The following is a 24,866-nucleotide window of genomic DNA, read 5'->3' as shown; positions in this document are numbered from 1 at the left end:
TGGCATAGCCTTGGACCGTGACTGATCTCTCCGTATCGCCCGCGGCCCGATTCACGAGCACCGCACAGAGCGGCGCCGCCGACTACCCCGGCCTCGACAACTGGCGCTCCCTGCCGATCTCGCAGCAGCCGTCCTGGTCGGACCCGGACGTCTTCCGCGCGGCGATCGCGGAGCTGTCGATCCTCCCGCCGCTCGTCTTCGCCGGCGAAGTGGACCTGCTCCGCGAGCGGCTCGCGGCCGCAGCCCGCGGCGAGGCCTTCCTCCTCCAGGGAGGCGACTGCGCCGAGACCTTCGGGGCGGCCACGGCGGACCGGATCAGCGCGCGTGTGAAGACCATCTTGCAGATGGCAGTGGTGCTGACCTATGGCGCCCAGCTGCCCGTGATCAAGATGGGCCGCATGGCCGGCCAGTTCGCCAAGCCCCGCTCCTCCGACACGGAGACGCGGGACGGCGTGACCCTCCCGGCGTACCGCGGCGACATCGTCAACGGCTACGACTTCACGCCCGAGTCCCGCGCGCACGACGCCGCCCGGATGCTCCGCGCCTACCACACCTCGGCGTCAACCCTGAACCTCATCCGCGCGTTCACGCAGGGCGGCTTCGCCGACCTGCGCCTTGTGCACACGTGGAACAAGGGGTTCACGGAGAACCCCGCCCACGCCCGCTACGAATCGCTCGCCCGCGAGATCGACCGCGCGATCAAGTTCATGGACTCGTGCGGGGCCGACTTCGAGGCGCTCAGGCGCGTCGAGTTCTTCGCGAGCCACGAGGCGCTGCTGCTGGACTACGAGCGCGCGCTCACGCGCATCGACTCGCGCACGGGCCTGCCCTACGACACGTCCGCGCACTTCCTCTGGATCGGCGAGCGGACCCGGGAACTGGACCACGCCCACGTGGACTACCTCTCCCGCGTGCGCAACCCGATCGGCGTCAAGCTCGGTCCTTCGACGACGGGCGACGACGCCCTGCGGCTCATCGACAGGCTCGACCCCGAGCGCGAACCGGGCCGGCTGACGTTCATCACGAGGATGGGCGCCCAGAATATCCGCGAGAAGCTGCCCCCGGTCGTCGAGAAGGTCACGGCGTCCGGAGCCCAGGTCCTCTGGGTCACCGACCCGATGCACGGGAACACGGTCACGAGCCGCAACGGCTACAAGACCCGCCGCTTCGACGACGTCGTGGACGAGGTCCGCGGCTTCTTCGATGTGCACCAGGCGCTCGGAACGGTCCCGGGCGGCCTGCACATGGAGATGACGGGCGACGACGTCGCAGAGTGCCTCGGCGGCTCCGACCCGATCGATGAGGCGGCCTTCGAGGACCGGTACGAGTCGGTGTGCGATCCGCGGCTGAACCACATGCAGTCCCTCGAGATGGCCTTCCTCGTGGCGGGGGCGCTCTCCAAGCGGGCCTGATCCTGTGTGCGGCGGGGCGCCGGCCGAGGCCGGCGCCCCGCTACACGACGGTGAGGGTGACGACGCTGCCCTCCGGCACGTCCTTGTCCACCGGATCCTGGGCACGGACGGTGCCGAAGAATCCGCCGAGGATGTTCTCGACGCGGACGTCGAACCCGAGCTGCCTGAGCGCATCGGTGGCCTGGCCCACCTGCTTGCCCACGAAGCTGGGGACGTGCACCATCCTGGGGCCCTTGGACACGGTGAGCGTGACCGCGCCGCCCTTGGTCAGGGTTGCGCCGGGGGAGGGGTCCTGGGCGGCGACGGAGCCTTTGGGGATCGTCCGGTCGTTGACCTCGTCGGAGGAGACCTGGGGATCGAGCCCGGCGGCGCGCAGCGCGGCGAGTGCCTGAGACTGCGCCATGCCCACCACACGGGGCACCGGGATCGGCTGAGGGCCCTTGGACACGATCAGTGCCACGGTGGAGCCGTGGCGCAGAGGCGTCCCGGACCCGGGGTCCTGGGACAGGACGATCCCGGCCGGCACGGTGTCGTCGTAGGCCTCCTTGACGGCGCCGACGGTGTTCTTCGCCGCGGTGATGGCCGCCTTCGCATCGTCGAGGGACTTGCCCCTGAGATCTTCGAGGGGGAAGAGCTGCGGGCCCTTGGACACGAGGACACTCACGCCCTGGAACTTCCGGATCTGGGTCCCCGGAGGCGGCGTGGAGTCCACGATGAGCCCGGTCGTGACCGTGTCGTCGAAGACGTCCTGGGTGGAGAAGGAGAGCCCGGCCCGGTCGAAGAGCGGCCGCGCCTGGTCCACGGTGAGGTCCTTGACGGGTGGGACGGTCGCCGCCGCGCCGGGGCCGACGCCGAAGAACCAACCCGCCAGCGCGGCCACGACCGCGAGGACGATGATGACGGCGGCCCAGAGGGCCCCGCGGCGCCGTGACCGTCCGGGCCCCAGCGTCCGGGTCGGGGTCGCCGCCGCGGCGGCGGTGCGGCGGGCGGCCTCGCGGTCCCGGCGGCGCTGCTCGCGGGCCGTCGTGGCGGGGCCTGCGGGGATGACGCTCGTGCGCTGGGCGGTGGAGGCGATCACCTCGGTGCGCCCGGCCGGGAGCATCTCGGTGTGCCCCGGCGCGGGATGGGGGAGGTGTTGGGTCTGCGCCGCGTGCAGGTCCAGCTGGGCGTCGCTGAGGTGGGTGCGGATGTGCCGGATCTCGCCCAGGAGCGCCTCGGCGTCCACCGGGCGGTCCTCCGGATCCCGCGCACACGCCCACTGCACGAGCTCGTCGAGCTCGGGGGAGAGGCCGGGCAGGAGGTCGGACGGGGGAGGGACATCGCGGGTCGCGTGCTGCATCGCGACCTGGACCGGCAGGTCCCCGCGGTAGGGCTGGTGGCCGGTGAGCAGCTCGTAGAGCATGATTCCGACCGAGTAGAGGTCGCTGCGCTCGTCGCCCCCGCTGCGCTGGACGAGCTCCGGGGCGATGTACGCGACGGTGCCCATCGTGACACCGCTGGTGGTCGAGGTGGTGACGGCCCGGGCGAGCCCGAAGTCCGCGACCTTGATCTGCCCCGAGTCCCCCAGGAGCACGTTCTCGGGCTTGATGTCCCGGTGGACGAGGCCTGCCGCGTGGGCGGCCGCGAGCCCGTCGACCACGGCGTCGATGAGCGCGAGGGCCTGCCGCGGTGCCAGGGCGCCGTGCTCGTCGAGCAGCTGGCGCAGGTTGCGGCCGGGCACGTACTCCATCACGAGGTAGAAGACGTCCCCGTCATGGCCGCGGTCGAGGACCGCGACCACATGGGGGTGGGAGAGCCGGGCCGCGGCCTTGGCCTCCTGCTCGAGGCGCTCGGCGAAGGCGGGGTCCTGGCTCAGATGGGGATGGAGGACCTTGAGGGCGACGTCCCGGTCGAGGTTCGTGTCGGTGGCGAGGTAGACCGTCGCCATGCCGCCCATGGCGAGGCGCGCGGCAACGCGGTACCGGCCGCCGACGAGCGATCCGACGAGCCCATCGCTCAGCTTTCCGTTCACCCCACGATCCTAAGCGCTCGCCCGCGGCGGACGCCCGAGGCGCCCCGGGGCCCGGAGCGGCCGCGGGGCAGCGCCGTCAGCTGAAGGTCTTCCGGTGCGCCTTGATCGCGGCCACATACTGCTTGGTGTCCTTGTACATGCCGTGCTTCGCCACGGAGTACTGGCCCTGGTAGTAGCCGGCGATCGCGGTGTCCTCGTCCTTGCTCGTCCGCAGGAGGGCACGGATGATGGCGATCCCGGCGGTGGCGTTGTCGTGCGGGTCGAGCAGGTTGAGCCTGCGGCCCACGAGGTCGGAGGCCCACTGCCCCGACGTGGGAACGAGCTGCATGGTCCCGATGGCGTTTGCCGGGGACACGGCACGCTGGCTGAACCCCGACTCCTGGTAGGCGACCGCCAGGGCGAGCGCCGGGTCGACGCCCATGCGGCGGGCCGTGTCGGCGACGATCTGCTTCATCGCCGCCCTGCTCGGCACCGGCGCGGCGTTGAGGAGTCGCTTGTTCTCGTTGGCGGAGGCGACCACGGCGTCGGGGTACTTGAAGCCGAAGAACGTGTCCTCCACGAGCGGCTTGGGCTTACCCGAGGACGCCTGCGTGATGGCGGCGGCCGGCTCGGCCTTCCCTGCCGGGAGCCTGAGGGTCCGGCCCGCGTAGATGATGCTCGTGAGGCTGAGCCCGTTGGCCGCCAGCAGGCTTCCCAGCGGCACCTTGAGGCGGGCGCTGATCCCGTAGAGGGTGTCGCCGGGCCGGATGGTGTAGCTGCCTGCGCTCGCCCCCTGTGCGGGCTTCGCCGGAGAGGACGACGGCGCGGCGGAGCCGTGTGCGGCCGATCCGCCGGTGAGCCGCAGCTGCTGGCCCGGATAGATGATCGTGGTCGGCGTGAGGTGGTTCAGGGCCAGGACGTCGGGGACCTTGAGTCCGAATCGCCCGGCGATCGCGGTCACCGTGTCTCCGGCTCGCACCGTGTACTTCTGGCCGGGCCCGGCCTTGGCCGGGGCGAGCCGGCTCGGAACCATCGTGGGCACCTCGGCCGCGGGCACGACGGCGGCCTGCACGGCGGTGCGCGCGCCGGCCCCTGTGAGGGCGCCGGACTGGGCGACGGACTCCACGGGCGCAGCTGAGGCGGGCGCGGCGAGCGCGAGCGAGGACAGGGCCACGGCGGGGAGGACCGCCGTCGTCGCCGCGACGAGGGGAAAGCTGGGCTTGGCGGCAGCGCTCCCGCTGCTTCCGGACGTGCTCATCGGTCGACCTCCTTGAGCCGGGGTGATGTCACTCGTGTGATGGCGGCTGTAAATTCAGTGATGGTGCCTGTGTGATTAATTTGACTGGTGTTACTTAAGTGACCGATGTGAATCTCTCACGATTCGGCGCGAGGTACAAGGCGCCGGAGGTGCCCCGCCGCTGCCTGCGCCGACTAGGTGGAGCGGCCCGGGCCGTGGCACGCTGGTGGCGTGAGTGATATCGAGAACCTGGTGTCTGAATGGCTGCCCCTCCCGGACGTCGCGGAGCGGCTGGGACTGCCGGTCACCAAGGTGCATGGCCTGATCGACGAGCGCGCGCTCGTCGCCGCGCGCGTGGGCGAGCGGAAGATCCGCTCCGTCCCGGCGCTGTTCCTCGACGGCGACCACGTGGTGGACAGCCTCAAGGGCACGATTGCCGTCCTGGCAGACGCCGGCTTCAGCGACGAGGAGCTGATCGCCTGGCTCTTCACGCCCGACGAGTCCCTCCGTGGCCGTCCCATCGACGCGCTCCGCGAGGGCCGCAAGACCGAGATCCGGCGACGCGCCCAGATTCTGGCCTGGTAGCCGGACCCCCGGCGCAGGCCAGGGTCCAGGCCCCGGAGCCGGTCCGCCCAGGCGGAGCGGGTCCGGGGCCCGAGCTGTCCCTCAGGGCACGCCGCCCGTCAGGAGGCGCGCCGCACCGCGGCCTTGCCGAGGGCCTCGAGCGCAGCGCTGACCACAGGGCCGACGTCCAGTCGCGCGAGGGCACTGAACGCCTCCCCGGCCAGCCTGTCGATGAGCCGCTCGGTGGCGTCGAGGGCGCCCGTGGAGCTGATGATGTCGCGCAGCCTGCCGACCTCGTCGAGGTCGAGGTCGCCCCGCCCGAGGCCGCGTTCGAGCTCTGCCGCCGCCGCGCCGTCGGCCGTGTCGAGCGCGAGCGCGACGAGCATCGTCCGCTTGCCCTCGCGGAGGTCGTCGCCGGCGGGCTTGCCCGTGGCGGCCGGATCGCCGAACACCCCCAGCACGTCGTCCCGGAGCTGGAACGCCTCGCCGAGCGGGAGCGAGAAGGCGGAGTAGGCCGCCAGCAGGGCCTCGTCGGCTCCGGCGAGCGCCCCTCCGATGCCGAGCGGGTGCTCGGTGGAGTACTTCGCCGACTTGTACCTGATCACCGTGCCCGCCCGGGCCACCGCCTCCGTCCTCGGGCGCGTCGGACCAGCGACCTCCTCGAGGATGTCCAGGTACTGCCCGGCCATGACCTCGGCCCTCATCGTGTTGAAGATCCGGCGCCCTGGGGTGCCGATCCCGGCCGCGGGCCCGACCGCGGTGAAGGCCTCCTCGCTGAAGGAGAGGCAGAGGTCGCCGGTGAGGATCGCCGCGGCGTGGCCGAAGCGCGCTGCATCGAGCGCCCAGCCCGACTTGGCGTGCAGCGCCGTGAACCGCTCATGCACGCTCGGGGCACCGCGGCGGGTGGCCGAGCGGTCGATGATGTCGTCGTGGATGAGGGCCGCGGCCTGGAAGAGCTCGAGGGCGGCCCCCGCGCGCACCGGCTCGGCCGCGAGCTCGGAACCGCCCGCCCCCCGCCAGCCCCAGTAGCCGAGCAGCGCGCGGAGGCGCTTGCCGCCCGAGACGAGGCCGGAGATCGCGTCCATGAGGGCAGCGACGTCCGCCGAGACCCCGGCCATCACCGACCGCTGGCGGTCCAGGAAGGAGCGCAGCTCCGCCTCGAGGGCATCCCGGTAGCGGGCCTGCTCCTCCTCGACGCCCGCGCCGGCGCCGGCTCGCTGCTCGTTCACCGTGTCCCTGTCCGCTGACTACTTCAGCGACGAGGGCGCCACCGAGACGCCCACGGTCGCGACCGCCTGCTTGTTCGCGGTGACGACCGTGACCGTGGCGGTCTCCGAGCCGTTAGAGCGCACGAAGTCCCGCACGAGGGTCCCCGCGGCGGCCATCGACGCCGAGGTGCTCGACGAGGCGCTCGCGGCCGGCACGGCGGTGAACCCCTCGCCGGTGAGGGTCTTCGTGTAGTAGTCGAGCATCTCGGGGGCCGAGGCCGAGCTGCTGCCCGCGACGAGGGAGGCGACGGCGGGCGACGCCGAGGCATCGAAACTCGTTGCGAGAGCCGTGGCCCCGGGCATGAGCGGAAGCGTCTGGGCCGGGAAGCCCGGCGCGATGGCGCTCACGGTGGCGTTCGCGGCCGAGGCGGACGCCGTGGCCCGCCCGGTCACCGTCGAGGACGGCGACGGCGAGGCGGTGGCCGCTGCAGAGCCCGCCGGAGCCGGGCTCTGCGCCGCGCTCCCTGTCTGGCCCCCGCAGCCCGCCACCGCGAGCGCGGTGGCCATGAGCGCGGTGGCCCCTGCGAGCCGTCGGTTCCTCCCGGTGATGTTCGCCATGCGCCTGGTGTCTGCCTTTCGTTTCTGCTGCAAGGTCCCGCCCAGTCTAGTGGCCCGGCGCGGAGCCTCCGCCGCCTACGATGGACCGGTGGGAACGGACGGTGGTGGCCCCGGCGAGGAGCCCCTGGGCCAGATGCGGCGCCGCGGGATCCTGCATGTCGACATGGACGCCTTCTTCGTCGCCGTCGAGCAGCGCGAGCGGCCCGAGCTGCGGGGGCGCCGCGTGATCGTCGGATTCCCGGCGGAACGGTCCGTGGTCCTGTCCGCGAGCTACGAGGCACGGGCCTTCGGCATCAGCAGCGCCATGCCGATGCTCATCGCGCTGCGGCGCTGTCCCGGTGCCATCGTGGTGGAGCCGAGGCACCACCTCTACTACGAGGTCTCGCGGCAGCTCATGCGGCTCTTCGCGGACTTCACCGACCTGGTCGAACCGCTGAGCGTCGACGAGGCCTTCCTCGACGTCTCCGGAGCCGTGCGGCGCCTCGGCGCGGCGCCCGAGCAGATCGCCGCCCAGATCAAGGCCCGCATCCGGTCGGAGCTGGGCATCACGGCCTCGGTCGGGGTCGCCTCGACCAAGTTCGTGGCCAAGATCGCCTCGACCCGGTCCAAGCCGGACGGGCTGCTCGTGGTCCGCCCGGAGGACACGGTGCCGTTCCTCCACTCGCTCCCCGTGGGGGCGCTCTGGGGGATCGGAGGCAAGACGCGGGAAGTCCTGGCCCGCCTCGGGATCCACACCGTCGGCGACCTCGCCCAGACGCCGGACTCGACCCTCCGGCGCTCGCTCGGCGCCACCGGCCTGCAGGCCAAGCGCCTGAGCTGGGGTATCGACGGGCGGGCCGTGACGCCCGCACGCGAGGAGAAGAGCATCGGTGCGGAGGAGACCTTCGCCGTCGACGTCGCGGAGGACGCCGCACTGCACGCCGAGCTCCTGCGGCTGGCCCACCGCGTCGCCGGACGACTCAGAGGCCAGGGGGTCGCCGCGGGAACGGTCGCGCTCAAGCTCCGGTACTCGGACTTCTCAACCCTCGCGCGCTCGCACACCCTGACTGTTCCCACCGACAGCGCCCAGCACCTCTACAGCGCAGGGCGCCAGCTCCTCGCAGCCCTCGGCCCGCGGCCCCTTCCGGTCCGGCTCATCGGCCTGCGGGGCGAACGGCTCTCCCGGTCGGCCGGCGCGCCCCGCCAGCTGAGCCTGGACCGCACCGAGGACAACTGGCGCACGGCCGAGGAGGCCCTCGACCGGGTGTCCGAGCGGTTCGGCTCCGGCATGGTCCGGCCGGCGCGCCTCCTCGGGGAGCGGAGTACCGGCCCCCAGCGGGACGGGCACACCGCTCGGGAGTGAGCGGCGCCCGCGACGCACCGGGCTCCCTTTTGGAACCTACCCGGACGTCATATCCTTAAGGAACCTCGAAATATTGGGTGCAGTGAGTCGGCTGGGAAGTCCATCTGGGGTCGGGTCGCAGCGGCTCGTCGGTCAGGGGAACCCGCGGCTGGTTCAATGCGTTGGTGCAGATGATGGAGGCCGTCCATCATCTGCATGCGTGAAGGAGTCGCCATGCCTCTCTCGGAGCACGAACAGAAGATGCTGGAGCAGCTTGAGAAGCAGCTCCACGAAGAGGACCCCAAGTTCGCCGATTCCATGGGCGCCGATGCCCTCAAGACGTTCTCGACCAAGCACATTGTGCTCGGGGTCCTCGGCGTCATCGCGGGCATCCTCGTCCTCCTGGTCGGAGTGAGCATCCAGAACATCTTCGTGGGGGTCCTCGGCTTCCTGCTGATGGGCGGGAGCGTCTACTACGGAACCCTCAGGCGGCCAGGGCGCCGCCTCCGCTCCGGCGGCTCGAAGCGGACGAGCAGTGGGTTCCTCCGCAAGCTCGAGGCCCAGTGGGAGGAGCGGCGCAGGGACGAGAGCTGACCCGTCCCACCCGGACCGCGTGCCGGTCCCCGCGTCGAGGCGCCCCAGCGACTCCAGAGCCACGCCCCGCCTGACGGCCTGACTGTGCCCCGGAACTCCACGGTTCCGGGGCACAGTCGTGTCCTGGCGCCCCACGGGCTCCTCCACTCCGCTCCCTGGGCTCCACTCCGCTCCCTGGGCTCCACTTCGCTCCCCGGGCTCCACTTCGCTCCCCGGGCTCCACTTCGCTCCCCGGGCTCCACTTCGCTCCCCGGGCTCCACTTCGCTCCCCGGGCTCCACTTCGCTCCCCGCTGGTCCCTCGGCGGCCGGCTGCGCCTCTCGCGGCGGCCAGCCCCGCCCGCCGCAGTGCCCTCCGGCCGCCCCTGAGCCCCACCGGATGCCCACATCCCTCCACCGGCCCTCCACCGCGCCCCCACGGCGGAGATCCGCATGAACGCGGGGGAGTTCCTTGTACAGATGGTGCGACATGGGGGCCGTGTCGCGTTGACGGGGGAGGACTGTGGAGTAAAGTGGGGGATGTTGGAGGGAAGTGGCGGATAGGGACGTTCAGCCTCGCGCAGACGGGTGGTGGTGCCGGTGTTGCTCGGTACTTATTCGCCGCGTCTGGACGAGAAGGGGCGACTCATCCTCCCGGCGAAGTACCGAGACGAACTGGCCGAGGGGCTGGTTCTGACCCGGGGCCAGGAGCGCTGCATCTACGTCTTCAGCCAGAAGGAATTCGAGAGGGTCCACGAGCAGATGCGGGAAGCCCCTATCTCCTCGCGTCAGTCGCGTGACTATCTCCGGGTCTTTCTGTCTGGGGCCTCCGACGAGGTGCCCGACAAGCAGGGGCGCGTGACGATCCCCCAGAACCTGCGCAAGTACGCAGGCCTGGACCGGGACCTGGCCGTGATCGGCGTGGGGACCCGGGCGGAGATCTGGGACGCCCAGGCCTGGGAGGACTACCTGTCCGAGAAGGAATCCGCCTTCTCGGAGACCGACGACGACGCCATACCCGGGATCGTCTGATCCCGCTGGCTGGCCGAGATCTCCAGCCGCCCCGCAACGCTTCCTGGCTCACCTTCCCCGGAGCCAGGCGGCAGACCGGCGCGGAGGGGGATCTGGACCAGCCGGACCCGGAGCATCCGCTCCAGACGAGACGCATGCACGGGAGGAGTGGACCATGCCGAACGACGACCAGCAGGACAGGCCCACGTCCGACCGCCACGTCCCGGTGCTGCTCGAACGCTGCGTCACGCTGCTGTCCGGCGGCGTCGAGGCCGCGATCGCCGCGGGGCGGACTCCCGTGGTGGTGGACGCGACCCTCGGGATGGGCGGCCACAGCGAGGCGATCCTCGCACGCTTCCCGACGGCGACGCTGGTCGGGATCGACCGCGACGAGCAGGCCCTCGCGCTCGCCGGCGCCCGGCTCGCCCCGTTCGGGGAGCGCGCGCGCCTCGTGCACGCGGTCTACGACGAGATCCCCGAGGTGCTCGAGGAGCTGGGCCTGCCCGGAGCCGACGGCATCCTCATGGACCTCGGTGTCTCCTCGATGCAGCTGGACGAGCGCGAGCGCGGATTCGCCTACTCCTACGACGCCCCGCTCGACATGCGCATGGACACCAGCCGCGGCCCGACCGCCGCAGACGTCGTCAACACCTACAGCGTCGAGGACCTCATCCGGATCATCCGCTCGTGGGGCGAGGAGAAGTTCGCTGGCCGGATCGCGAAGAACATCGTCGCGGAGCGCCAGAAGCAGCCCTTCACCACCACCGGCCAGCTCGTCGAGGCGATCCGCGCGGTGGTCCCCGCGGCCGCTGCCCGGACCGGCGGCCACCCAGCCAAGCGCACCTTCCAGGCGCTGCGGATCGAGGTCAACGAGGAGCTCGACGTGCTCGAGCGGGCCGTCCCAGCGGCGATCGGCGCCCTCACCCTCGGCGGCCGGATCGTGGTCATGAGCTACCACTCGCTCGAGGACCGCATCGTCAAGGCCGCCCTCCAGTCCCGGAGCCGGTCGACGGCGCCTCCCGGCTTCCCCGTGGAGCTCGAGGAGCACCGACCCGAACTGAAGATCATCACCAAGGGAACAGAAGTGCCGACGGAAGCCGAGATCGCGGAGAACCCCCGCGCAGCCTCGGCTCGCCTCCGCGCGGCGGAACGCATCAGGGCAAGGAGTGGAACATGAGCGCAGCAGCACAGCGGAAGGCGGCGGTGGCCGGGACGTCCGCCCTCACGACGGCGGCACCCCGGCGGGACGCCCCGTCCGCGGCGCCGCGCCGAGCGCCCCTGTCGGTGGTCCGCACGGCGCCCGTGCGCCGTCGTGCTCCCTTCGCCATCTTCTGCCTCGGCGTCCTCGCCGCTGCCCTGCTGGCCGTGCTCGTGCTCAATGTGTCCGTCTCGACCGGCCAGTACCAGCTCGTGCAGCTGCGCAACGACCAGCTGAGCCTGCAGAAGCAGAACCAGGAGCTGACACAGCAGGTCCAGAACTTCGAGGCTCCCCAGAATCTGGCCGCGCGGGCGGCACAATATGGAATGGTCGCCTCGACGTCCAATGGCCAGATCGACCTGAAGACGCTCGCGGTGACCGGCAATGCCAAGGCGGCGGAGAAGGGTGCCCCCCAGGGTGCCACGATCGCGACGCCCGCCGTTCCCGGCCAGCTCTCCGCCGCGCCGGCAGCGACGACCAAGGACGCACTCGCGCCCGGGGCAGCGGCCTCCACGGCCTCGAACGCCCCGGCCGCCAAGCCGGCGGACAAGCCCGCCGCGAAGGTGGACCTCCACGGCGGCTCCATCCCGGCTCCCGCGCAGAAGACGCCGGGCCAGTAGCCTCGCGGCCCAGCGGCCCGGTGCCAGTGCGGGACCGGTGCGGCCGAGCGCAGCAGCAGGGAGATCGGGAAGCGTAGGGACACACGTGGCAGCGAAGAGCACCGACACACAGGGCAGGCAGACGCGCGGCGGCCCGCGCAAGGGCGATGACGGGCCGCTGCGGCGCACCCGCCGGGCCACGAGCCGGCTCCGTCTGGGCCTTGCGGCCATGCTCGCCCTGCTGATGCTCATCGGCGGCCGCCTCGTGCTCGTCCAGGGCATGGACGTGGGCGGCCTCGCGGAGGCGGCCCTGAGCAAGCGTCTGCAGAAGACGGTGCTCCCGGCCGAACGCGGCCAGATCGTCGACATGAACGGGACCGTCCTCGCCTCGAGCGTGGTCCGCTACAACATCACCGTCGACCAGCGCATCGCCTCATCCAAGGACTTCACCGAGCTCGAGCAGCGCGTCGACGCGGGGGACGGCACCAAGAAGATCGTCACGATCACCCGGGACCAAGCGGTCCAGCAGCTCGCCGACGCGGTGGGCAAGCCCGCTGCCGACGTTGCCGCCGCCATCACGGGCGACAAGCCCTTCAACTACGTGGCCCGCGACGTCACTCCGGACACCGAGGCGCGGGTCATGGCCATCGGCTTCCCCGGGATCCTCTCGGAGGGCGTGACCCAGCGCGTGTATCCCAACGGCGCCGTGGGCGGCAACCTCGTGGGCTTCGTCGGCTCGGATGGCACCGCCCTCGCCGGCCTCGAGCAGACCCAGGACAGCGTGCTCAAGGGCCAGGACGGCTCCCGCGAGTACGAGATCGGGGCCGACGGCCTGCGCATCCCCGTGGCCACCGACAAGCTCACCCCGGCCCAGGACGGCAAGACCGTCAAGCTCACCATCGACTCCGACCTCCAGTACTTCACCCAGCAGGCGATCCAGACCCAGACGGACAAGTACAGCGCGGAGTGGGGCATCGCGATCGTGATGGACGCGAAGAACGGACACATCCTCGCCATGGCGGACTCAAACTCGGTCGACCCCAACGACCCCGGCAAGACCGCAGCGAAGGACCGCGGCGCGCGGGCCGTCACCGCTGCGTACGAGCCGGGATCGGTCGAGAAGACGATCACCATGGCGGCGCTCATCCAGGAGGGCAAGGCCAACCCCCTCTCGCAGTACACGATCCCTCCCACCTACACCGTGGACGGCCAGACGTTCGCGGATGCCTTCACGCACGGCACGGAGCAGCGCACGCTCGCGGGCATCCTCGGCTACTCGATGAACACAGGCACCGTCATGGCAGGCAAGGCCCTCTCCCCGCAGCAGCGCTACGACTGGTTCACCAAGTTCGGCATCGGCCAGCCGGTGGACGTCGGCCTGCCCGGGGAGGCGCTGGGCGTCCTGCACACTCCCCAGGAATGGGACGGCCGCCAGCAGTACACCATCCTCTTCGGGCAGGGCGTGACCCAGTCCACGCTGCAGACCGTCCGCGCGTACCAGGCGATCGCCAACGACGGCGTCATGGTCCAGCCCAGTCTCATCAGCGGGTACATCGACCAGAACGGGCACGCGACCTCGCCGCAGACGGCCCCGCCGACGCAGGTGGTCAGCAAGGACACAGCACTGCAGGTCCAGCAGATGCTCGAGAGCGACGTCACGGAGGGGGAGGTCAAGCCCGCCGCCATCGATGGCTACCGGGTCGGCGCCAAGACGGGCACCTCGGAGGCCCCCAGGGAGGACGGGGTGCCAGGGTACGACGGCGTGACGTCCTCGCTGATCGGCATGGCACCGATGGAGGACCCGCGCTATATCGTCGCCGTCGTGATCCAGCGGCCCAAGGGCGACATCTTCGGCATCGGCAACGCGGACGTCTTCCGCTCGGTGATGAGCCAGACGCTCCACAAGTACGGCGTGCCGCCGTCCACAGGGACCCCCGCGAAGCTGCCCCAGTACGCCAAGTGAGCACGTGACGACGGCCCGTTCCGGGCGCCGCCCCACGGCGGCGCCCGGAACGGGCGTTATAGAGTTGGAATCCCGATCGATGAAGGTGAACGTGAGCGAGCAGCCCATGCCCACGGGCAGGAGTGCCTCCCCGGGGGGCACCCAGCAGGACAGTCCCCCGGCCCTACGCCCGGCACACGTCGACCCGGTGCCCCTCGCCGAGATCGCCGCGCTCCTCGGCCTGCCCCAGGACGGCCTCGAGGAAGCGCCGGCAGTGACCGGCGTGACCATCGACTCGCGCGCGGTGCTCCCCGGCGACCTCTACTTCGCCCTGCCCGGCGCCTCGCGCCACGGCGCCGACTTCGCCCGCCAGGCGGTGGATTCCGGCGCTGTGGCCATCGTGACCGATCCCGACGGGGCCCAGCAGCTGGCGCTCTCGGAATCGTCCGTCGAGGTGCCCATCCTCGTCCTGGACGCCCCGCGCGCGGCGGTGGGCGGCGCCTCGGCGCTCGTCTACGGCACGCACGGCGGCCGGAACACGGCGGCCCTGACCCTGCTCGGCGTCACCGGGACGAACGGCAAGACGACCACGACGTACTTCGCCAATGCCCTCCTCCGCGCCCTGGGGCACCGCACGGGGCTCATCGGGACGATCGAGATCTCGGCCGGGGGAGAGCCCATCCCGAGCCGGCTCACCACGCCCGAGTCCCCGGAGGTCCACGCCCTCCTGGCGGTGATGCGGGAGAAGGGCGTGGACGCGGCCTCCATGGAGGTCTCCTCGCACGCCATCGAGTTCGGCCGGGTCGACGGGGTCCGCTACGACGCCGTCGGCTTCACCAACCTCACCCAGGACCACCTCGACCTCCACGGCACGATGGAGGACTACTACGCGGCCAAGGCGCGGCTCTTCACATCGGAGCGCGCCACCCGCGCCGTCGTGACGGTCGACGACGCGTGGGGCCTCCGCCTCGCGGCCGAGGCTCCGATCCCGGTCACCACCCTCCGCACCGAGGCCGCAGCGCCGGGGGAGGGGGCGGACGCGGCGGACTGGACGGTCGTGGATCCCCGCCGGTCCGGCGTGGGCACGGCCTTCGAGCTGCGCCGCACCGACGGCACCGTGCTGCGCGTGCGCTCGGGCCTGCCCGGCGGCTTCAACGTGGCCAATGCGGCGCTGGCCGCGCTCCTCGTCCTCGCCGCGGGCGCCACGGTCCGCGACGTCCAGACGGCCCTCGACACCGACCCCTTCACCATCGAGGTGCCGGGCCGCATGCAGCTGATCGGGACGGCCCCCACCGCCGTCGTCGACTTCGCCCACAACCCCGACGCCCTCGAGCGCGCGCTCGACGCCGTCCGCCCGCCGGGGCCCGGGCGCCTCATCGTCGTGTTCGGTGCTACCGGCCAGCGGGACCAGGGCAAGCGCCCCATCATGGGTGCGGTCGCCGCGCGCGGCGCCGACATCGTCGTCGTCACCGACGACGACCCGCACGACGAGGACGCCGCCGCCATCCGGTCGGAGGTGCTCGCCGGGGCGCGCGCCGAGGCAGCCGAGCACGGCCTCGGCCGCCGCATCGACGAGGTCGCGCCCCGGGCGGAGGCCATCCGCCACGCGGTCTCGCTCGCGGCCGAGGACGATGTGATCCTCGTCGCCGGGAGAGGGCACGAGTCCTACCAGGAGGTCAAGGGAGTGAACCTCGTGCTCGACGACCGGCTCGAACTGCGCACTGCCCTCGCCGACCATGGCCGCCCCCTGGTCCAGGAACACCCGGGATTCCCCTCAGCGGGTGCCGACGCACTAGAGTCCGATGCGCAATGATTGAGTTCACAGCGGCGCAGATCGCCGAGATCACGGGCGGGCGCCTCCTCGCAGACCCCGCCATCGTCCCCACCACCGTCGTGACCGACTCACGGGAGGCCGGCCCCGGCTCCCTGTACGTGGCCAAGCCCGGCGAGCACGCCGACGGGCACGCGTTCGTCGGCGCGGCCTTCCGCGCCGGCGCGACCCTCGCGCTGTGCGAGCGCGAGGTCTCCGACGACGACGGCTCCATCTACCCGTGCGTCGTGGTCCCCGACGCGGTGCTCGCCATGGGCGCCCTGGCCACCGCCGCTGTGGCCCGGATCCGCGCGGCCCGGGCAGAGCGCGGCGAAGACTTCACGGTCGTCGGGATCACCGGCTCCGCCGGCAAGACCACCACCAAGGACCTCCTGGCCGGAATCTTCCGCTCCACCGCCGCCGGCTCGGCCACGCCGGTCGGGACGGTTGCCCCGCAGGGCTCGTACAACGGCGAGGTCGGAGTGCCGCTCACGGTCTTCCGCGCGGACTTCACGACCCGCTACCTCGTGGTCGAGATGGGCGCCACCGGCATCGGCCACATCCGCTACCTCGCAGACATGGTGCGGCCCGACATCGGGGTCGTCCTGATCGTCGGGACGGCGCACGCCGGCGAGTTCGGCGGCGTGGAGAACATCGCGAAGGCCAAGGGCGAGATGGTCGAGGCGCTCGCCCCCGAGGGCACCGCCGTGATCAACCTGGACGACCCCCGCGTGCGGGCCATGGTGTCCCGGACCGTGGCGCAGCCGGTCTTCTTCACGGCCCACCCCGAGGCCGCGCTCGCCTACGCCGAGCGGGGGACCGTCGTCGCGGCGCATGGGGCGTCGGTCGATGCCGGCGGCTCCCCGGTGTTCGAGCTGTCGGTGGGCACGCAGGCGCCGGTCCACGTCGCCAGCCGCCTCATCGGCGCGCACCACACGGGGAACCTGCTCGCGGCAGCCGCCGCGGCGCACGCGGCCGGCGTCCCGCTCGACCAGATCGCCGAGTCGCTCTCGGCCCAGGGGCCGGGCAGCCGCTGGCGCATGCAGCGCACCGAGCGCGCCGACGGCGTGACGGTCATCAACGACGCCTACAACGCCAACCCCGAGTCGATGCGCGCCGCGCTGCAGACGCTCGCCGACCTGGGCCGCGGACGGCGCACATGGGCCGTCCTCGGCGCCATGCTCGAGCTCGGCGACGAGTCGATCGCCGCGCACACGGCCGTCGGCACCCTGGTCGTGCGCCTGAACATCGACCGGCTCGTCGTGGTCGGCCGCGAGGCCCGCCCGCTGTACATCTCCGCGGTAAACGAGGGCTCCTGGGGCGACGAGACGAGCTTCGTCGAGGACGCCGAGGCGGCCTACGCCCTGCTCGAGGAGGAGCTCGCCCCCGGCGACCTCGTCCTCGTCAAGTCGTCCAACGGCGTCGGGCTGGGTGCCCTGGGCGATCGGATAGCATTGGCGCAGCAGCCGGCCACCGCGGACATCCAGGAACGGAGCTGACGTGATCGCACTGCTGATCGGCGGCGGCCTCGCCCTCCTCTTCGGGCTCGTGGGGACCCCGCTCTTCATCCGCCTGCTCGTCAAGCGCGGATACGGCCAGTTCATCCGGGATGACGGCCCCACGACGCACCACACCAAGCGCGGGACCCCGACCATGGGCGGCGCGGTGTTCGTGCTGGCCTCGGTCGTGGCGTACTACCTCACGCACCTCATCACGTGGCTCATGAACCCCGGGGCCACCAGCCCCACGGCGTCCGCGGCCCTGCTGCTGTTCCTGATGGTGGGCATGGGCCTCGTCGGCTTCCTCGACGACTTCATCAAGATCACCAAGCAGCGCAGCCTCGGCCTCAGCGCGCGGGCGAAGCTCATCGGGCAGGGCCTCGTGGGCATCGCGTTCTCCCTGCTGGTCCTCCAGTTCCCGGACCACCGTGGCCTGACCCCGGCGTCGACGCACATCTCGTTCCTGCGGGACATCCCTTGGCTCGACCTGGCGTTCGGCGGAACCGTCCTGGGCGCCATCCTCTTCGTGATCTGGTCCAACCTCATCGTGACGGCCGCCAGCAACGGAGTGAACCTGACCGACGGCCTGGACGGCCTCGCCGCGGGCGCCTCGATCATGGTGTTCGGCGCCTACACCATCATCGGCATCTGGCAGAGCAACCAGGCCTGCGGCTCCGCCCGCGTGATCGGGTCCGTGTGCTACGAGACCAGGGACCCGCTCGACCTCGCGCTGCTGGCCGCCATCATGAGCGCGGCCCTCGTCGGGTTCCTCTGGTGGAACACGTCGCCGGCCAAGATCTTCATGGGGGACACGGGGTCGCTGGCGATCGGCGCGGCCGTCGCGGGCTTCGCGATCCTCTCCCGCACCGAGCTGCTGCTCATCATCATCGGCGGCCTGTTCATGCTCATCACGCTCTCGGTGATCCTCCAGGTCGGCTACTTCAAGGCGACCAAGGGCAAACGGCTGTTCAAGATGGCACCGCTGCAGCACCACTTCGAGCTCAAGGGCTGGGCCGAGGTCACCGTGGTGGTCCGCTTCTGGATCCTCGCCGGGCTCTGCGTCGCAGGGGGCCTGGCTGTCTTCTACGCAGAGTGGGTGGCTGGACTGTGAAATCGTTCTCGGAGAAGTCGTCCCCTGACTCGGCCACCGCGGCCCGGCTCGCCTCCCTCACCTCCTGGGACGCTGACTGGTCCGGGCTGCGCGTCGTCGTCGCCGGCATCGGCGTCTCCGGCTTCGCGGCCGCCGACACCCTCATCGAGCTCGGCGCGCGTGTCGTCGTCGTCGACGCCTCCGTCACCGAGCGCGCCGAGGCCCAGGCAGAGACCCTGCGGATCGTCGGCGCCGAGGACGTCCTGCTCGGGCCGGACGCGGTGGCGCGCCTTCCGCAGGTCGACGGCGAGTGGCCCGAACTCGTGGTGACGTCGCCGGGGTGGCGGCCGGACCAGGCGATGCTTGCCGAGGCGGAACGCAGGGACATCCCGGTGTGGGGCGACGTCGAGCTCGCCTGGCGCGTGCGGACCCGGCGGGGCAAGAAGACGGCCGACTGGCTCGCGATCACCGGGACGAACGGCAAGACGACCACGGTCGGCATGACGGAGTCGATGCTGCGCGCCGCCGGCCTGACCGCCGTCGCCGTCGGCAACGTCGGCACGCCGATCCTCGACGCCATCCGGGAACCGGTCGAGTACGACGTCTTCGCTGTGGAGCTGTCGAGCTTCCAGCTCCACTGGGCGAGCTCCCTCTCTCCCGTGGCGTCGGTGGTCCTGAACGTGGCCGAGGACCACGTCGACTGGCACGGCTCCTACGAGGCGTACCTCGCCGACAAGGCGAAGGTCTACGAGAACACGCAGAAGGCGTGCATCTTCAACGCCGAGCAGATCGAGACCGAGCGCATGGTCGAGGAGGCGGACGTCGTCGAGGGATGCCGGGCGGTCGGATTCACCACCCGCACCCCCGCCGTGAGCATGCTCGGCGTCGTCGAGGGCCTCCTCGTCGACCGGGCCTTCATCGAGGAGCGCCGCGACCACGCCGCGGAACTGGGTGCGCTGGCCGATCTCGGACCCGTCGCGCCCAGGCACATGGTGGCCAACGCCCTCGCGGCCGCCGCCCTCGTGCGCGCCTACGGCGTCGAGCCCGCTGCCGTGAAGGCGGGCCTGCAGGCCTACCAGCCCGGCGACCACCGCATCCAGCCCGTCGCGGACATCGAAGGCGTGGCCTGGGTCAACGACTCCAAGGCCACCAATCCGCATGCCGCAGCGGCCTCGCTGTCCGCCTTCGGGCACGTCGTCTGGATCGCCGGCGGCCTCGCGAAGGGCGTGGGCTACGACCAGCTCGTCGCCGAGCACGCGCCCCGGCTCCGCGGCGTCGTGCTGATCGGGCGCGACAGCTCCGAGCTCGCCGGGGCGCTCGCGCGACACGCACCGAATGTCCCCGTCTACCGCGTCGACCCGGGCCAGACTGGTGGGGACCAGTCCGCCGGCGCTGCCCTGGCGGGGAGCAACGTGATGGCCGCGGCCGTCCGGCTCGCCGCTGAGCACGCGGGGCCGGGGGACACCGTGCTGATGGCGCCCGCCGCGGCGTCCATGGACCAGTTCGACTCGTATGCCCACCGTGGGACGGCGTTCGTCGAGGCGGTGCACGCGCTCGCCCGGGACGGGGCCGGACCCAGCAGGGACCGGGGAGAGACGACCGAGGAGTAGCAGATGGCGAGTCCAGCCCAGGAGCAGCGGCCCCCCGCACGGTTCCTGCGCGCACCGCTCGCCTTCTGGCGGCGGATCGCGCGGCCGGACTCGGCCAGCAGCGGCACGAGCTACTTCCTCATCCTCGGCGCCACCCTCGCGCTGACGGCGATCGGCATCATGATGGTGCTGTCCGCCTCGAGCGTCGAGAGCATCGCCGCGGGTGAGAGCCCCTACACGGCGGCGCTGAAGCAGGCGCTGTTCGGCCTCGTGGGCCTCGTGGGGATGTTCGTCCTCTCGCGCATCAACGTGCGATGGCTGAAGCGCCTCGCCTGGCCCGGAATCGGCACCACGATCGTGCTGCTCGTGCTCGTCCAGCTGGTCGGCCGGCGCGTGCTCGGAAACCGGAACTGGATCGACATCGCCGGCTTCAGCCTCCAGCCCTCGGAGTTCGCCAAGCTCCTGCTCGCCCTCTGGATGGCCACGATCCTGAACAAGAAGGCGGACCTGCTCGACCGCTGGGGCCACGCGCTCGTCCCCGTCGCCCCCGTGGGTTTCGGCATCGCCGGCCTCGTCATCTGGGGCCATGACCTCGGCACCACCCTCGTCATCCTGCTCGTGGTGGTCGCCGCCCTGTTCTACGCCGGGGTGCCGACCAAGCTCTTCGTGGCCTCGGGCGTGCTCGTGGTGGTCGGCGCTGCCGCCCTCGCCGTCACGAGCCCCAACCGCATGTGCCGCATCTACAACTGGGTCGGGCAGGAGCCCGACTTCTGCAAGGCGGACGGCGGCGACTTCGGCTACCAGGTGCAGAACGGGCTGCAGGGGCTCGCCTCGGGCGGCTGGCTCGGCGTGGGACTCGGACAGAGCCGGCAGAAGTACAGCTGGATCCCCGAGGCGCACAACGACTTCATCTTCGCGGTGCTCGGAGAGGAACTGGGGCTCTTCGGCACCCTCCTCGTCCTCGCCCTCTTCGCGGTCCTCGCGGTGGCGGTCTTCCGCGTCGTCTCCCGTCAGACGGAGCTGTTCCCGCGGATCCTCGGCGGCACCATCATGGCGTGGATCCTCGGCCAGGCCGCCATCAACATGGCCATGGTCACGGGGATCGCCCCGGTGATCGGCGTCCCGCTGCCGTTCATCTCCTCTGGCGGCTCGGCCCTCGTGAGCTGCCTCTGCGCGATCGGCGTAGTGTTGTCCCTGGCCCGCGAGGACATGCGCCCCGTGCGGGCCCGGCGCCCCGGCCGCACGGCGGCCCAGGGCGACCGCCCGGGCACCGCGGGCCGGCGTCCGGCCCCGAGGGCCGCCAAGGTGCCCGCGGCCGCGGGGAGGGCCGCGGCCCGACCTGCCCCGCGGCCTGCACCGGCGGCCCCACCGCCGCGCGGCACCACGGCGCAGCATCACACCCAGCGGAAGGCCAGCACCTAGTCATGCCCCATGAGGATCCCTCCGGGACCCCCGTCCCCGCCCCGGGACCGTCCGTCGTGCTCGCGGGCGGCGGAACCGCCGGGCACATCAGCCCGCTCCTGGCGATCGCGCGGGCGGTCGTCGAGGCCGCTCCCGGGGCGAAGGTCCTCGCCGTCGGCACGGCCGCGGGCATGGAGACCAGGATCGTCCCCGAGTCGGGATTCGAACTGGCGGTGATCGACCGCGTGCCCCTCCCGCGCCGGCCCAGCGCTGACCTCCTCCGGCTCCCGCTCCGGTTCGCCCGCGCCCTGCGCCAGTCCGAGGAGATCCTGCGTCGCGCCGATGCCGATGTCCTCGTCGGCGTCGGCGGCTACGTGTGCACCCCGATGTACCTCGCGGCGCGCCGCCTCCGCATCCCGATCGTCGTCCACGAGGCGAACACTCGCGCGGGCCTCGCCAACCGCGTCGGTGCCCTGCTCACCCACCGGGTCGGCAAGGCGTTCCCTGCCACCCGACTGCGCCATGCCCGCACCGTGGGGATGCCGATGCGCCGCGAGGTCTCGGAGCTAAACCGCTCCACTGCCAGGGCATCCGCCCGCGCAGGCCTCGGCCTCGACCCCGCGAAGACCACCCTCGTGGTCACCGGCGGCTCCCTCGGTGCCGCGGCCCTGAACCGCACCGTCGCCGCCTCGCTCGCGGCCCTGGACGGCGCCGGTGTGCAGACCCTCCACATCACCGGCCGGGGGAAGACCGTCACCGACGCCTCCGGGGCTCCCCTCAGCGCCCCCGGCTACCGCCAGACGGAGTTCGTCGACGCCATGGAGGCCGCCTACGCTGCCGCGGACCTGATCCTGTGCCGGGCGGGCGCCGGCACGGTCTGCGAGGTCGCCGCCGTCGGGCTGCCCGCGGTCTTCGTCCCGCTGCCCATCGGCAACGGCGAACAGGCCCTCAACGCCCGGGGCCTCGTCGAGGCGGGGGCCGCCCTCCTGGTCAAGGACGCCGACTTCTCGCCCGAATGGCTCGCCGACCAGGTCCTGCCACTGCTGGCCGACCCCGCGCGGCTGGCCGAGATGTCCCGCCGGGCGGCGCGGCTCGGCGTCCGGGACGCGGACCGGTCCATGGCCGCCATGGTGGTCGAGGCCGCAGCACTGCAGGAAGGAACGCACGCATGAGCGCCGCCAGTCAGCACACAGCCGAGCTCGCGTCCCTGGGCAAGGTCCACTTCGTGGGCATCGGCGGCGTGGGCATGTCCGCCGTGGCCCGCGTGATGGTCGGACGCGGGGTCAGCGTGAGCGGCTCGGACGCGAAGGACCTGCCCGTCATGGGGGACCTCGCCGCGCTCGGAGCGCGGATCGCCGTCGGCTATGACGCTGCGAACCTGCAGGACGCAGACACGGTCGTGCGGGGCTCGGCGATCCGGCCGGACAACCCCGAGCTCGTCGCGGCCTCCGCCCGCGGGCTGCGCGTCCTCCACCGCTCCGAGGCGCTCGCCGCGGCCATGGGCCAGGACCGGGTCATCGCCGTCGCCGGCACCCACGGCAAGACCACCACCACGTCGATGGCCACCTGGATGCTCCGCGGCGCCGGGATCGACCCGAGCTTCGCGATCGGGGCCAACGTGCCTGCCCTCGGCGTCAACGGCGCGGCCGGCCGGGACGCCGTCTTCGTCGCCGAGGCCGACGAATCGGACGAGTCCTTCCTCAACTACCGCCCGGTGACCGAGATCATCACCAACGTCGAGGCAGACCACCTCGACCATTACGGCACGGCCGAGGCCGTGCACGCCGCCTTCGACGCCTTCGCCGCGCTCGTGCCCGCCCACGGTCTCGTCCTCGCCTGCGCCGACGACCCGGGGGCCCGGGCCCTGGGCCTGCGGCTCCGGGAGCGCGAGGGCGCTCCCCGGGTGCTCCTCTACGGCACGGGGGAGGACGCCGACGTGCGCCTGTCCTTCGATCCCGCCGGCTCCGAGGTCCGCTGGGACGGCCGGGTGCACCCGCTGCCCCTGCGCGTCCCCGGCCTGCACAACGCACTGAACGCGACCGGGGCCTTCGCCGCCGCCGTCGACGCCGGCGCCGACCCCGGCCTGGCCTCGGCGTCGCTGGCCGACTTCGCCGGCGCCGCACGGCGCTTCGAGCTCAAGGGGGAGGCCGGGGGAGTGCGGGTCTTCGACGACTACGCCCACCACCCCACCGAGGTGCGCGCCGCCCTCGCCGCGGCCCGGGCCGTGGCAGGGGGCCACCGCGTCCACGTGCTCTTCCAGCCCCACCTGTTCTCGCGCACGCGGGAGTTCGGTGCGCAGTTCGCCGAGGCGCTGTCCGCCGCGGACACTGTGCGGGTCATGGACATCTATCCCGCCCGGGAGGACCCGATCCCGGGCGTCACGAGCGAGCTCGTCACCGCGCACCTGCCGGCGGGGGCGTACGGACCGGACCCGGCGGCCGCCGTCGCGGAGCTCGCCGCGGCCGCTGCGCCCGGGGACATCGTGCTCACCGTGGGCGCCGGTGACGTCACGGCTCAGGGTGCGGCGCTCCTCGAGGCCCTCTCCGTCCGCCCCTCCGCCCCCGAGGCGCACCATGGCTCCTAGCGGGCGTATTCCCCGCGTCCCGCGGGTCCCGGGACGGGACGACACGGCGGGGGGGCGGCCGGGCAGGGAACCCCAGCAGCCCTCGCGCGAGCGCCCCGCTCCGCCCGCATCGCCGGGGACGGCGCACGACGCCGGCCGCCCCCCGTCGTCGGCCAGGGTCACCGTCCGCAGCGGCCCCAAGGTCACCCTGCTCGGCTCGGCCGAAGCCGGCCCTTCCGCCGGCGACACCGGTGCGGCCGCCCCGCCCGCGGATGCCGCGCCGGCGCACGACGCGCAGGCCCCCTCCAAGCGGCCCAGGTCCGCGCTCTCCGACCTGCCCACGCTCGCCGGGCTGCGCAGCACCCAGGACCCTGACGGCCCGGCGGACGGGTCCGCCGACGTCCTAGCCTTCCCCGAACCGCCGCACCGGCGGCGCCGGCGGCGGCTCCTGCTCGCCGCCGCGATCGCGGCAGCGCTCGTCGCCGGGCTGTTCGCCGTGCTGCTGTTCACCCCGCTCGTCGCCGTCCGCTCGATCACGGTCCAGGGGACCCACCTGCTGGCCGTGCAGCAGGTCGAGGGCGCGCTCGCGCCTGTGCGCGGGCAGCCGCTCGCCACCGTGGGCACCGACGAGGTGGGCCGCCTGCTCGGCCAGTTCGTCCAGGTGAAGTCGGTGCGGGCCCGCGCAGTGCCGCCGGAGACCCTCGTGGTCGAGGTCGTCGAACGGGTGCCCGTGGCCCTCGTCAAGCAGGGGCAGAAGCTCCTGGTCGTGGACGGCGACGGCGTGGTCCTGGGCGAGGCGCGCGACATTTCCCAGTACGCCGTTCCGGTCATCGACGGTTCGGCGATGCCCATGGGCCAGGCGGTCTTCAAGGCGGTGACCGCCGTGCTCGCCGCGCTGCCCTCCGATGTGCTCGCGCAGCTGGCCACGGCGTCGGCGCAGTCCCCGGACTCGGTCCAGCTCAAGCTCGCGGACGGCCGGAGCGTCGTGTGGGGCAACGCGGACGACAGGGAGCTCAAGGCCAAGGTGCTGGCCGCCCTCATGAAGGCCTCCACGACGCCGCAGAAGGGGCAGGCCCCCGTCCAGGTCTTCGACGTCAGCACGCCACGCCATCCGGTGACACGATGACCGAGACGATGACCGACGCGATGACCGGGTGCCCCGGGCGGGTGTGGCACAGTGGAGTGGGTGAAATGAACGGGTGTCCCCGAGGACGTGGCGCGACACGCCAAGGCGGTCGTTGCA

20 protein-coding genes are annotated in these 24,866 nt (G+C 72.3%); 16 read left to right on the top strand and 4 right to left on the bottom strand.

The window, feature by feature from the left end:
• Positions 1-17 precede the first annotated feature (17 nt).
• Positions 18-1,412 (top strand): class II 3-deoxy-7-phosphoheptulonate synthase, encoded by a 1,395-nt coding sequence (locus ACYVKZ_RS11700; RefSeq protein WP_460992405.1) that lies wholly within the window; start codon positions 18-20, stop codon positions 1,410-1,412.
• 40 nt (positions 1,413-1,452) lie between these two features.
• On the opposite strand, the gene pknB is transcribed toward ACYVKZ_RS11700, so the two are convergent.
• Together pknB and ACYVKZ_RS11690 are read right to left on the bottom strand one after the other, a co-directional pair.
• Positions 1,453-3,423 carry a Stk1 family PASTA domain-containing Ser/Thr kinase gene (gene pknB / locus ACYVKZ_RS11695; RefSeq protein WP_460992404.1) on the bottom strand — a complete coding sequence of 657 codons (1,971 nt, stop codon included), beginning with the start codon at positions 3,421-3,423 and terminating at the stop codon, positions 1,453-1,455.
• Between the two features lie 76 nt (positions 3,424-3,499).
• Positions 3,500-4,660: a lytic transglycosylase domain-containing protein gene (locus ACYVKZ_RS11690; protein WP_460992403.1), complete on the bottom strand. Its 1,161-nt coding sequence runs from the start codon at positions 4,658-4,660 to the stop codon at positions 3,500-3,502.
• Positions 4,661-4,870: 210 nt separating this feature from the next.
• On the opposite strand from ACYVKZ_RS11690, the gene ACYVKZ_RS11685 reads away from it, so the two are divergent.
• The gene (locus tag ACYVKZ_RS11685) at positions 4,871-5,224 is read left to right on the top strand and encodes an Rv2175c family DNA-binding protein (RefSeq protein ID WP_066497409.1); all 354 of its coding nucleotides are present in this window, start codon (positions 4,871-4,873) and stop codon (positions 5,222-5,224) included.
• A 98-nt stretch (positions 5,225-5,322) separates the two neighbouring features.
• Here the strand turns inward: ACYVKZ_RS11685 and ACYVKZ_RS11680 are convergent, their stop codons facing one another.
• Complete coding sequence (locus ACYVKZ_RS11680; RefSeq protein WP_460992402.1) at positions 5,323-6,432, bottom strand: polyprenyl synthetase family protein; 1,110 nt, start codon at positions 6,430-6,432, stop codon at positions 5,323-5,325.
• Positions 6,433-6,450: 18 nt separating this feature from the next.
• Complete coding sequence (locus ACYVKZ_RS11675) at positions 6,451-7,029, bottom strand: hypothetical protein (protein ID WP_460992401.1); 579 nt, start codon at positions 7,027-7,029, stop codon at positions 6,451-6,453.
• 133 nt (positions 7,030-7,162) lie between these two features.
• On the opposite strand from ACYVKZ_RS11675, the gene dinB reads away from it, so the two are divergent.
• From dinB to ACYVKZ_RS11605, 14 genes are all read left to right on the top strand, one after another.
• Positions 7,163-8,371 carry a DNA polymerase IV gene (gene dinB, locus ACYVKZ_RS11670; RefSeq protein WP_460992467.1) on the top strand — a complete coding sequence of 403 codons (1,209 nt, stop codon included), beginning with the start codon at positions 7,163-7,165 and terminating at the stop codon, positions 8,369-8,371.
• Positions 8,372-8,584: 213 nt separating this feature from the next.
• On the top strand, positions 8,585-8,944 hold the full coding sequence (locus tag ACYVKZ_RS11665) for a DUF3040 domain-containing protein (protein ID WP_307006355.1): 360 nt from the start codon (positions 8,585-8,587) through the stop codon (positions 8,942-8,944).
• Positions 8,945-9,521: 577 nt separating this feature from the next.
• A complete protein-coding gene (gene mraZ, locus ACYVKZ_RS11660; RefSeq protein ID WP_307115059.1) occupies positions 9,522-9,953 on the top strand; it encodes a division/cell wall cluster transcriptional repressor MraZ in 432 nt (143 codons plus the stop codon).
• A gap of 154 nt (positions 9,954-10,107) precedes the next feature.
• Complete coding sequence (rsmH, locus tag ACYVKZ_RS11655) at positions 10,108-11,109, top strand: 16S rRNA (cytosine(1402)-N(4))-methyltransferase RsmH (protein ID WP_460992400.1); 1,002 nt, start codon at positions 10,108-10,110, stop codon at positions 11,107-11,109.
• On the top strand, positions 11,106-11,750 hold the full coding sequence (locus ACYVKZ_RS11650) for a hypothetical protein (protein WP_460992399.1): 645 nt from the start codon (positions 11,106-11,108) through the stop codon (positions 11,748-11,750). The genes rsmH and ACYVKZ_RS11650 overlap by 4 nt, the downstream gene beginning before the upstream one ends.
• Before the next feature lie 157 nt (positions 11,751-11,907).
• Positions 11,908-13,692, top strand: a complete 1,785-nt coding sequence (locus ACYVKZ_RS11645) for a peptidoglycan D,D-transpeptidase FtsI family protein (RefSeq protein ID WP_460992466.1) — start codon at positions 11,908-11,910, stop codon at positions 13,690-13,692.
• A 106-nt stretch (positions 13,693-13,798) separates the two neighbouring features.
• Positions 13,799-15,484, top strand: coding sequence for a UDP-N-acetylmuramoyl-L-alanyl-D-glutamate--2,6-diaminopimelate ligase (locus tag ACYVKZ_RS11640; RefSeq protein WP_460992465.1), 1,686 nt, complete (start codon positions 13,799-13,801; stop codon positions 15,482-15,484).
• Positions 15,481-16,980: a UDP-N-acetylmuramoyl-tripeptide--D-alanyl-D-alanine ligase gene (locus tag ACYVKZ_RS11635; RefSeq protein ID WP_460992398.1), complete on the top strand. Its 1,500-nt coding sequence runs from the start codon at positions 15,481-15,483 to the stop codon at positions 16,978-16,980. The genes ACYVKZ_RS11640 and ACYVKZ_RS11635 overlap by 4 nt, the downstream gene beginning before the upstream one ends.
• A 1-nt stretch (position 16,981) precedes the next feature.
• On the top strand, positions 16,982-18,091 hold the full coding sequence (gene mraY, locus ACYVKZ_RS11630) for a phospho-N-acetylmuramoyl-pentapeptide-transferase (protein WP_460992397.1): 1,110 nt from the start codon (positions 16,982-16,984) through the stop codon (positions 18,089-18,091).
• Complete coding sequence (murD, locus tag ACYVKZ_RS11625; RefSeq protein ID WP_460992396.1) at positions 18,088-19,680, top strand: UDP-N-acetylmuramoyl-L-alanine--D-glutamate ligase; 1,593 nt, start codon at positions 18,088-18,090, stop codon at positions 19,678-19,680. Before mraY ends, murD begins: the two co-directional genes overlap by 4 nt.
• Before the next feature lie 3 nt (positions 19,681-19,683).
• Entirely contained in the window at positions 19,684-21,081 is a 1,398-nt protein-coding gene (ftsW, locus tag ACYVKZ_RS11620) for a putative lipid II flippase FtsW (RefSeq protein ID WP_460992395.1), read from the top strand.
• Between the two features lie 2 nt (positions 21,082-21,083).
• A complete protein-coding gene (murG, locus tag ACYVKZ_RS11615; RefSeq protein ID WP_460992394.1) occupies positions 21,084-22,232 on the top strand; it encodes an undecaprenyldiphospho-muramoylpentapeptide beta-N-acetylglucosaminyltransferase in 1,149 nt (382 codons plus the stop codon).
• The gene (gene murC / locus ACYVKZ_RS11610) at positions 22,229-23,644 is read left to right on the top strand and encodes a UDP-N-acetylmuramate--L-alanine ligase (RefSeq protein WP_460992393.1); all 1,416 of its coding nucleotides are present in this window, start codon (positions 22,229-22,231) and stop codon (positions 23,642-23,644) included. The genes murG and murC overlap by 4 nt, the downstream gene beginning before the upstream one ends.
• On the top strand, positions 23,634-24,749 hold the full coding sequence (locus ACYVKZ_RS11605) for a cell division protein FtsQ/DivIB (protein ID WP_460992392.1): 1,116 nt from the start codon (positions 23,634-23,636) through the stop codon (positions 24,747-24,749). The genes murC and ACYVKZ_RS11605 overlap by 11 nt, the downstream gene beginning before the upstream one ends.
• The last annotated feature ends 117 nt before the right edge of the window (positions 24,750-24,866 follow it).

Source organism: Sinomonas soli (assembly GCF_054782415.1).
The sequence above is the reverse complement of the archived record's forward strand: the minus strand, read 5'-3'. Positions and strand labels throughout refer to the sequence as shown.

Bases quoted from the DNA above. Each gene is read 5' to 3' on its own strand.
- ACYVKZ_RS11690 (WP_460992403.1), bottom strand. From the start codon at position 4,660: ATGAGCACGTCCGGAAGCAGCGGGAGCGCTGCCGCCAAGCCCAGCTTT.
- ACYVKZ_RS11675 (WP_460992401.1), bottom strand. From the start codon at position 7,029: ATGGCGAACATCACCGGGAGGAACCGACGGCTCGCAGGGGCCACCGCG.
- dinB (WP_460992467.1), top strand. From the start codon at position 7,163: ATGCGGCGCCGCGGGATCCTGCATGTCGACATGGACGCCTTCTTCGTC.
- ACYVKZ_RS11665 (WP_307006355.1), top strand. From the start codon at position 8,585: ATGCCTCTCTCGGAGCACGAACAGAAGATGCTGGAGCAGCTTGAGAAG.
- rsmH (WP_460992400.1), top strand. From the start codon at position 10,108: ATGCCGAACGACGACCAGCAGGACAGGCCCACGTCCGACCGCCACGTC.
- ACYVKZ_RS11650 (WP_460992399.1), top strand. From the start codon at position 11,106: ATGAGCGCAGCAGCACAGCGGAAGGCGGCGGTGGCCGGGACGTCCGCC.
- ACYVKZ_RS11640 (WP_460992465.1), top strand. From the start codon at position 13,799: ATGCCCACGGGCAGGAGTGCCTCCCCGGGGGGCACCCAGCAGGACAGT.
- ACYVKZ_RS11635 (WP_460992398.1), top strand. From the start codon at position 15,481: ATGATTGAGTTCACAGCGGCGCAGATCGCCGAGATCACGGGCGGGCGC.
- ftsW (WP_460992395.1), top strand. From the start codon at position 19,684: ATGGCGAGTCCAGCCCAGGAGCAGCGGCCCCCCGCACGGTTCCTGCGC.
- murG (WP_460992394.1), top strand. From the start codon at position 21,084: ATGCCCCATGAGGATCCCTCCGGGACCCCCGTCCCCGCCCCGGGACCG.
- murC (WP_460992393.1), top strand. From the start codon at position 22,229: ATGAGCGCCGCCAGTCAGCACACAGCCGAGCTCGCGTCCCTGGGCAAG.
- ACYVKZ_RS11605 (WP_460992392.1), top strand. From the start codon at position 23,634: ATGGCTCCTAGCGGGCGTATTCCCCGCGTCCCGCGGGTCCCGGGACGG.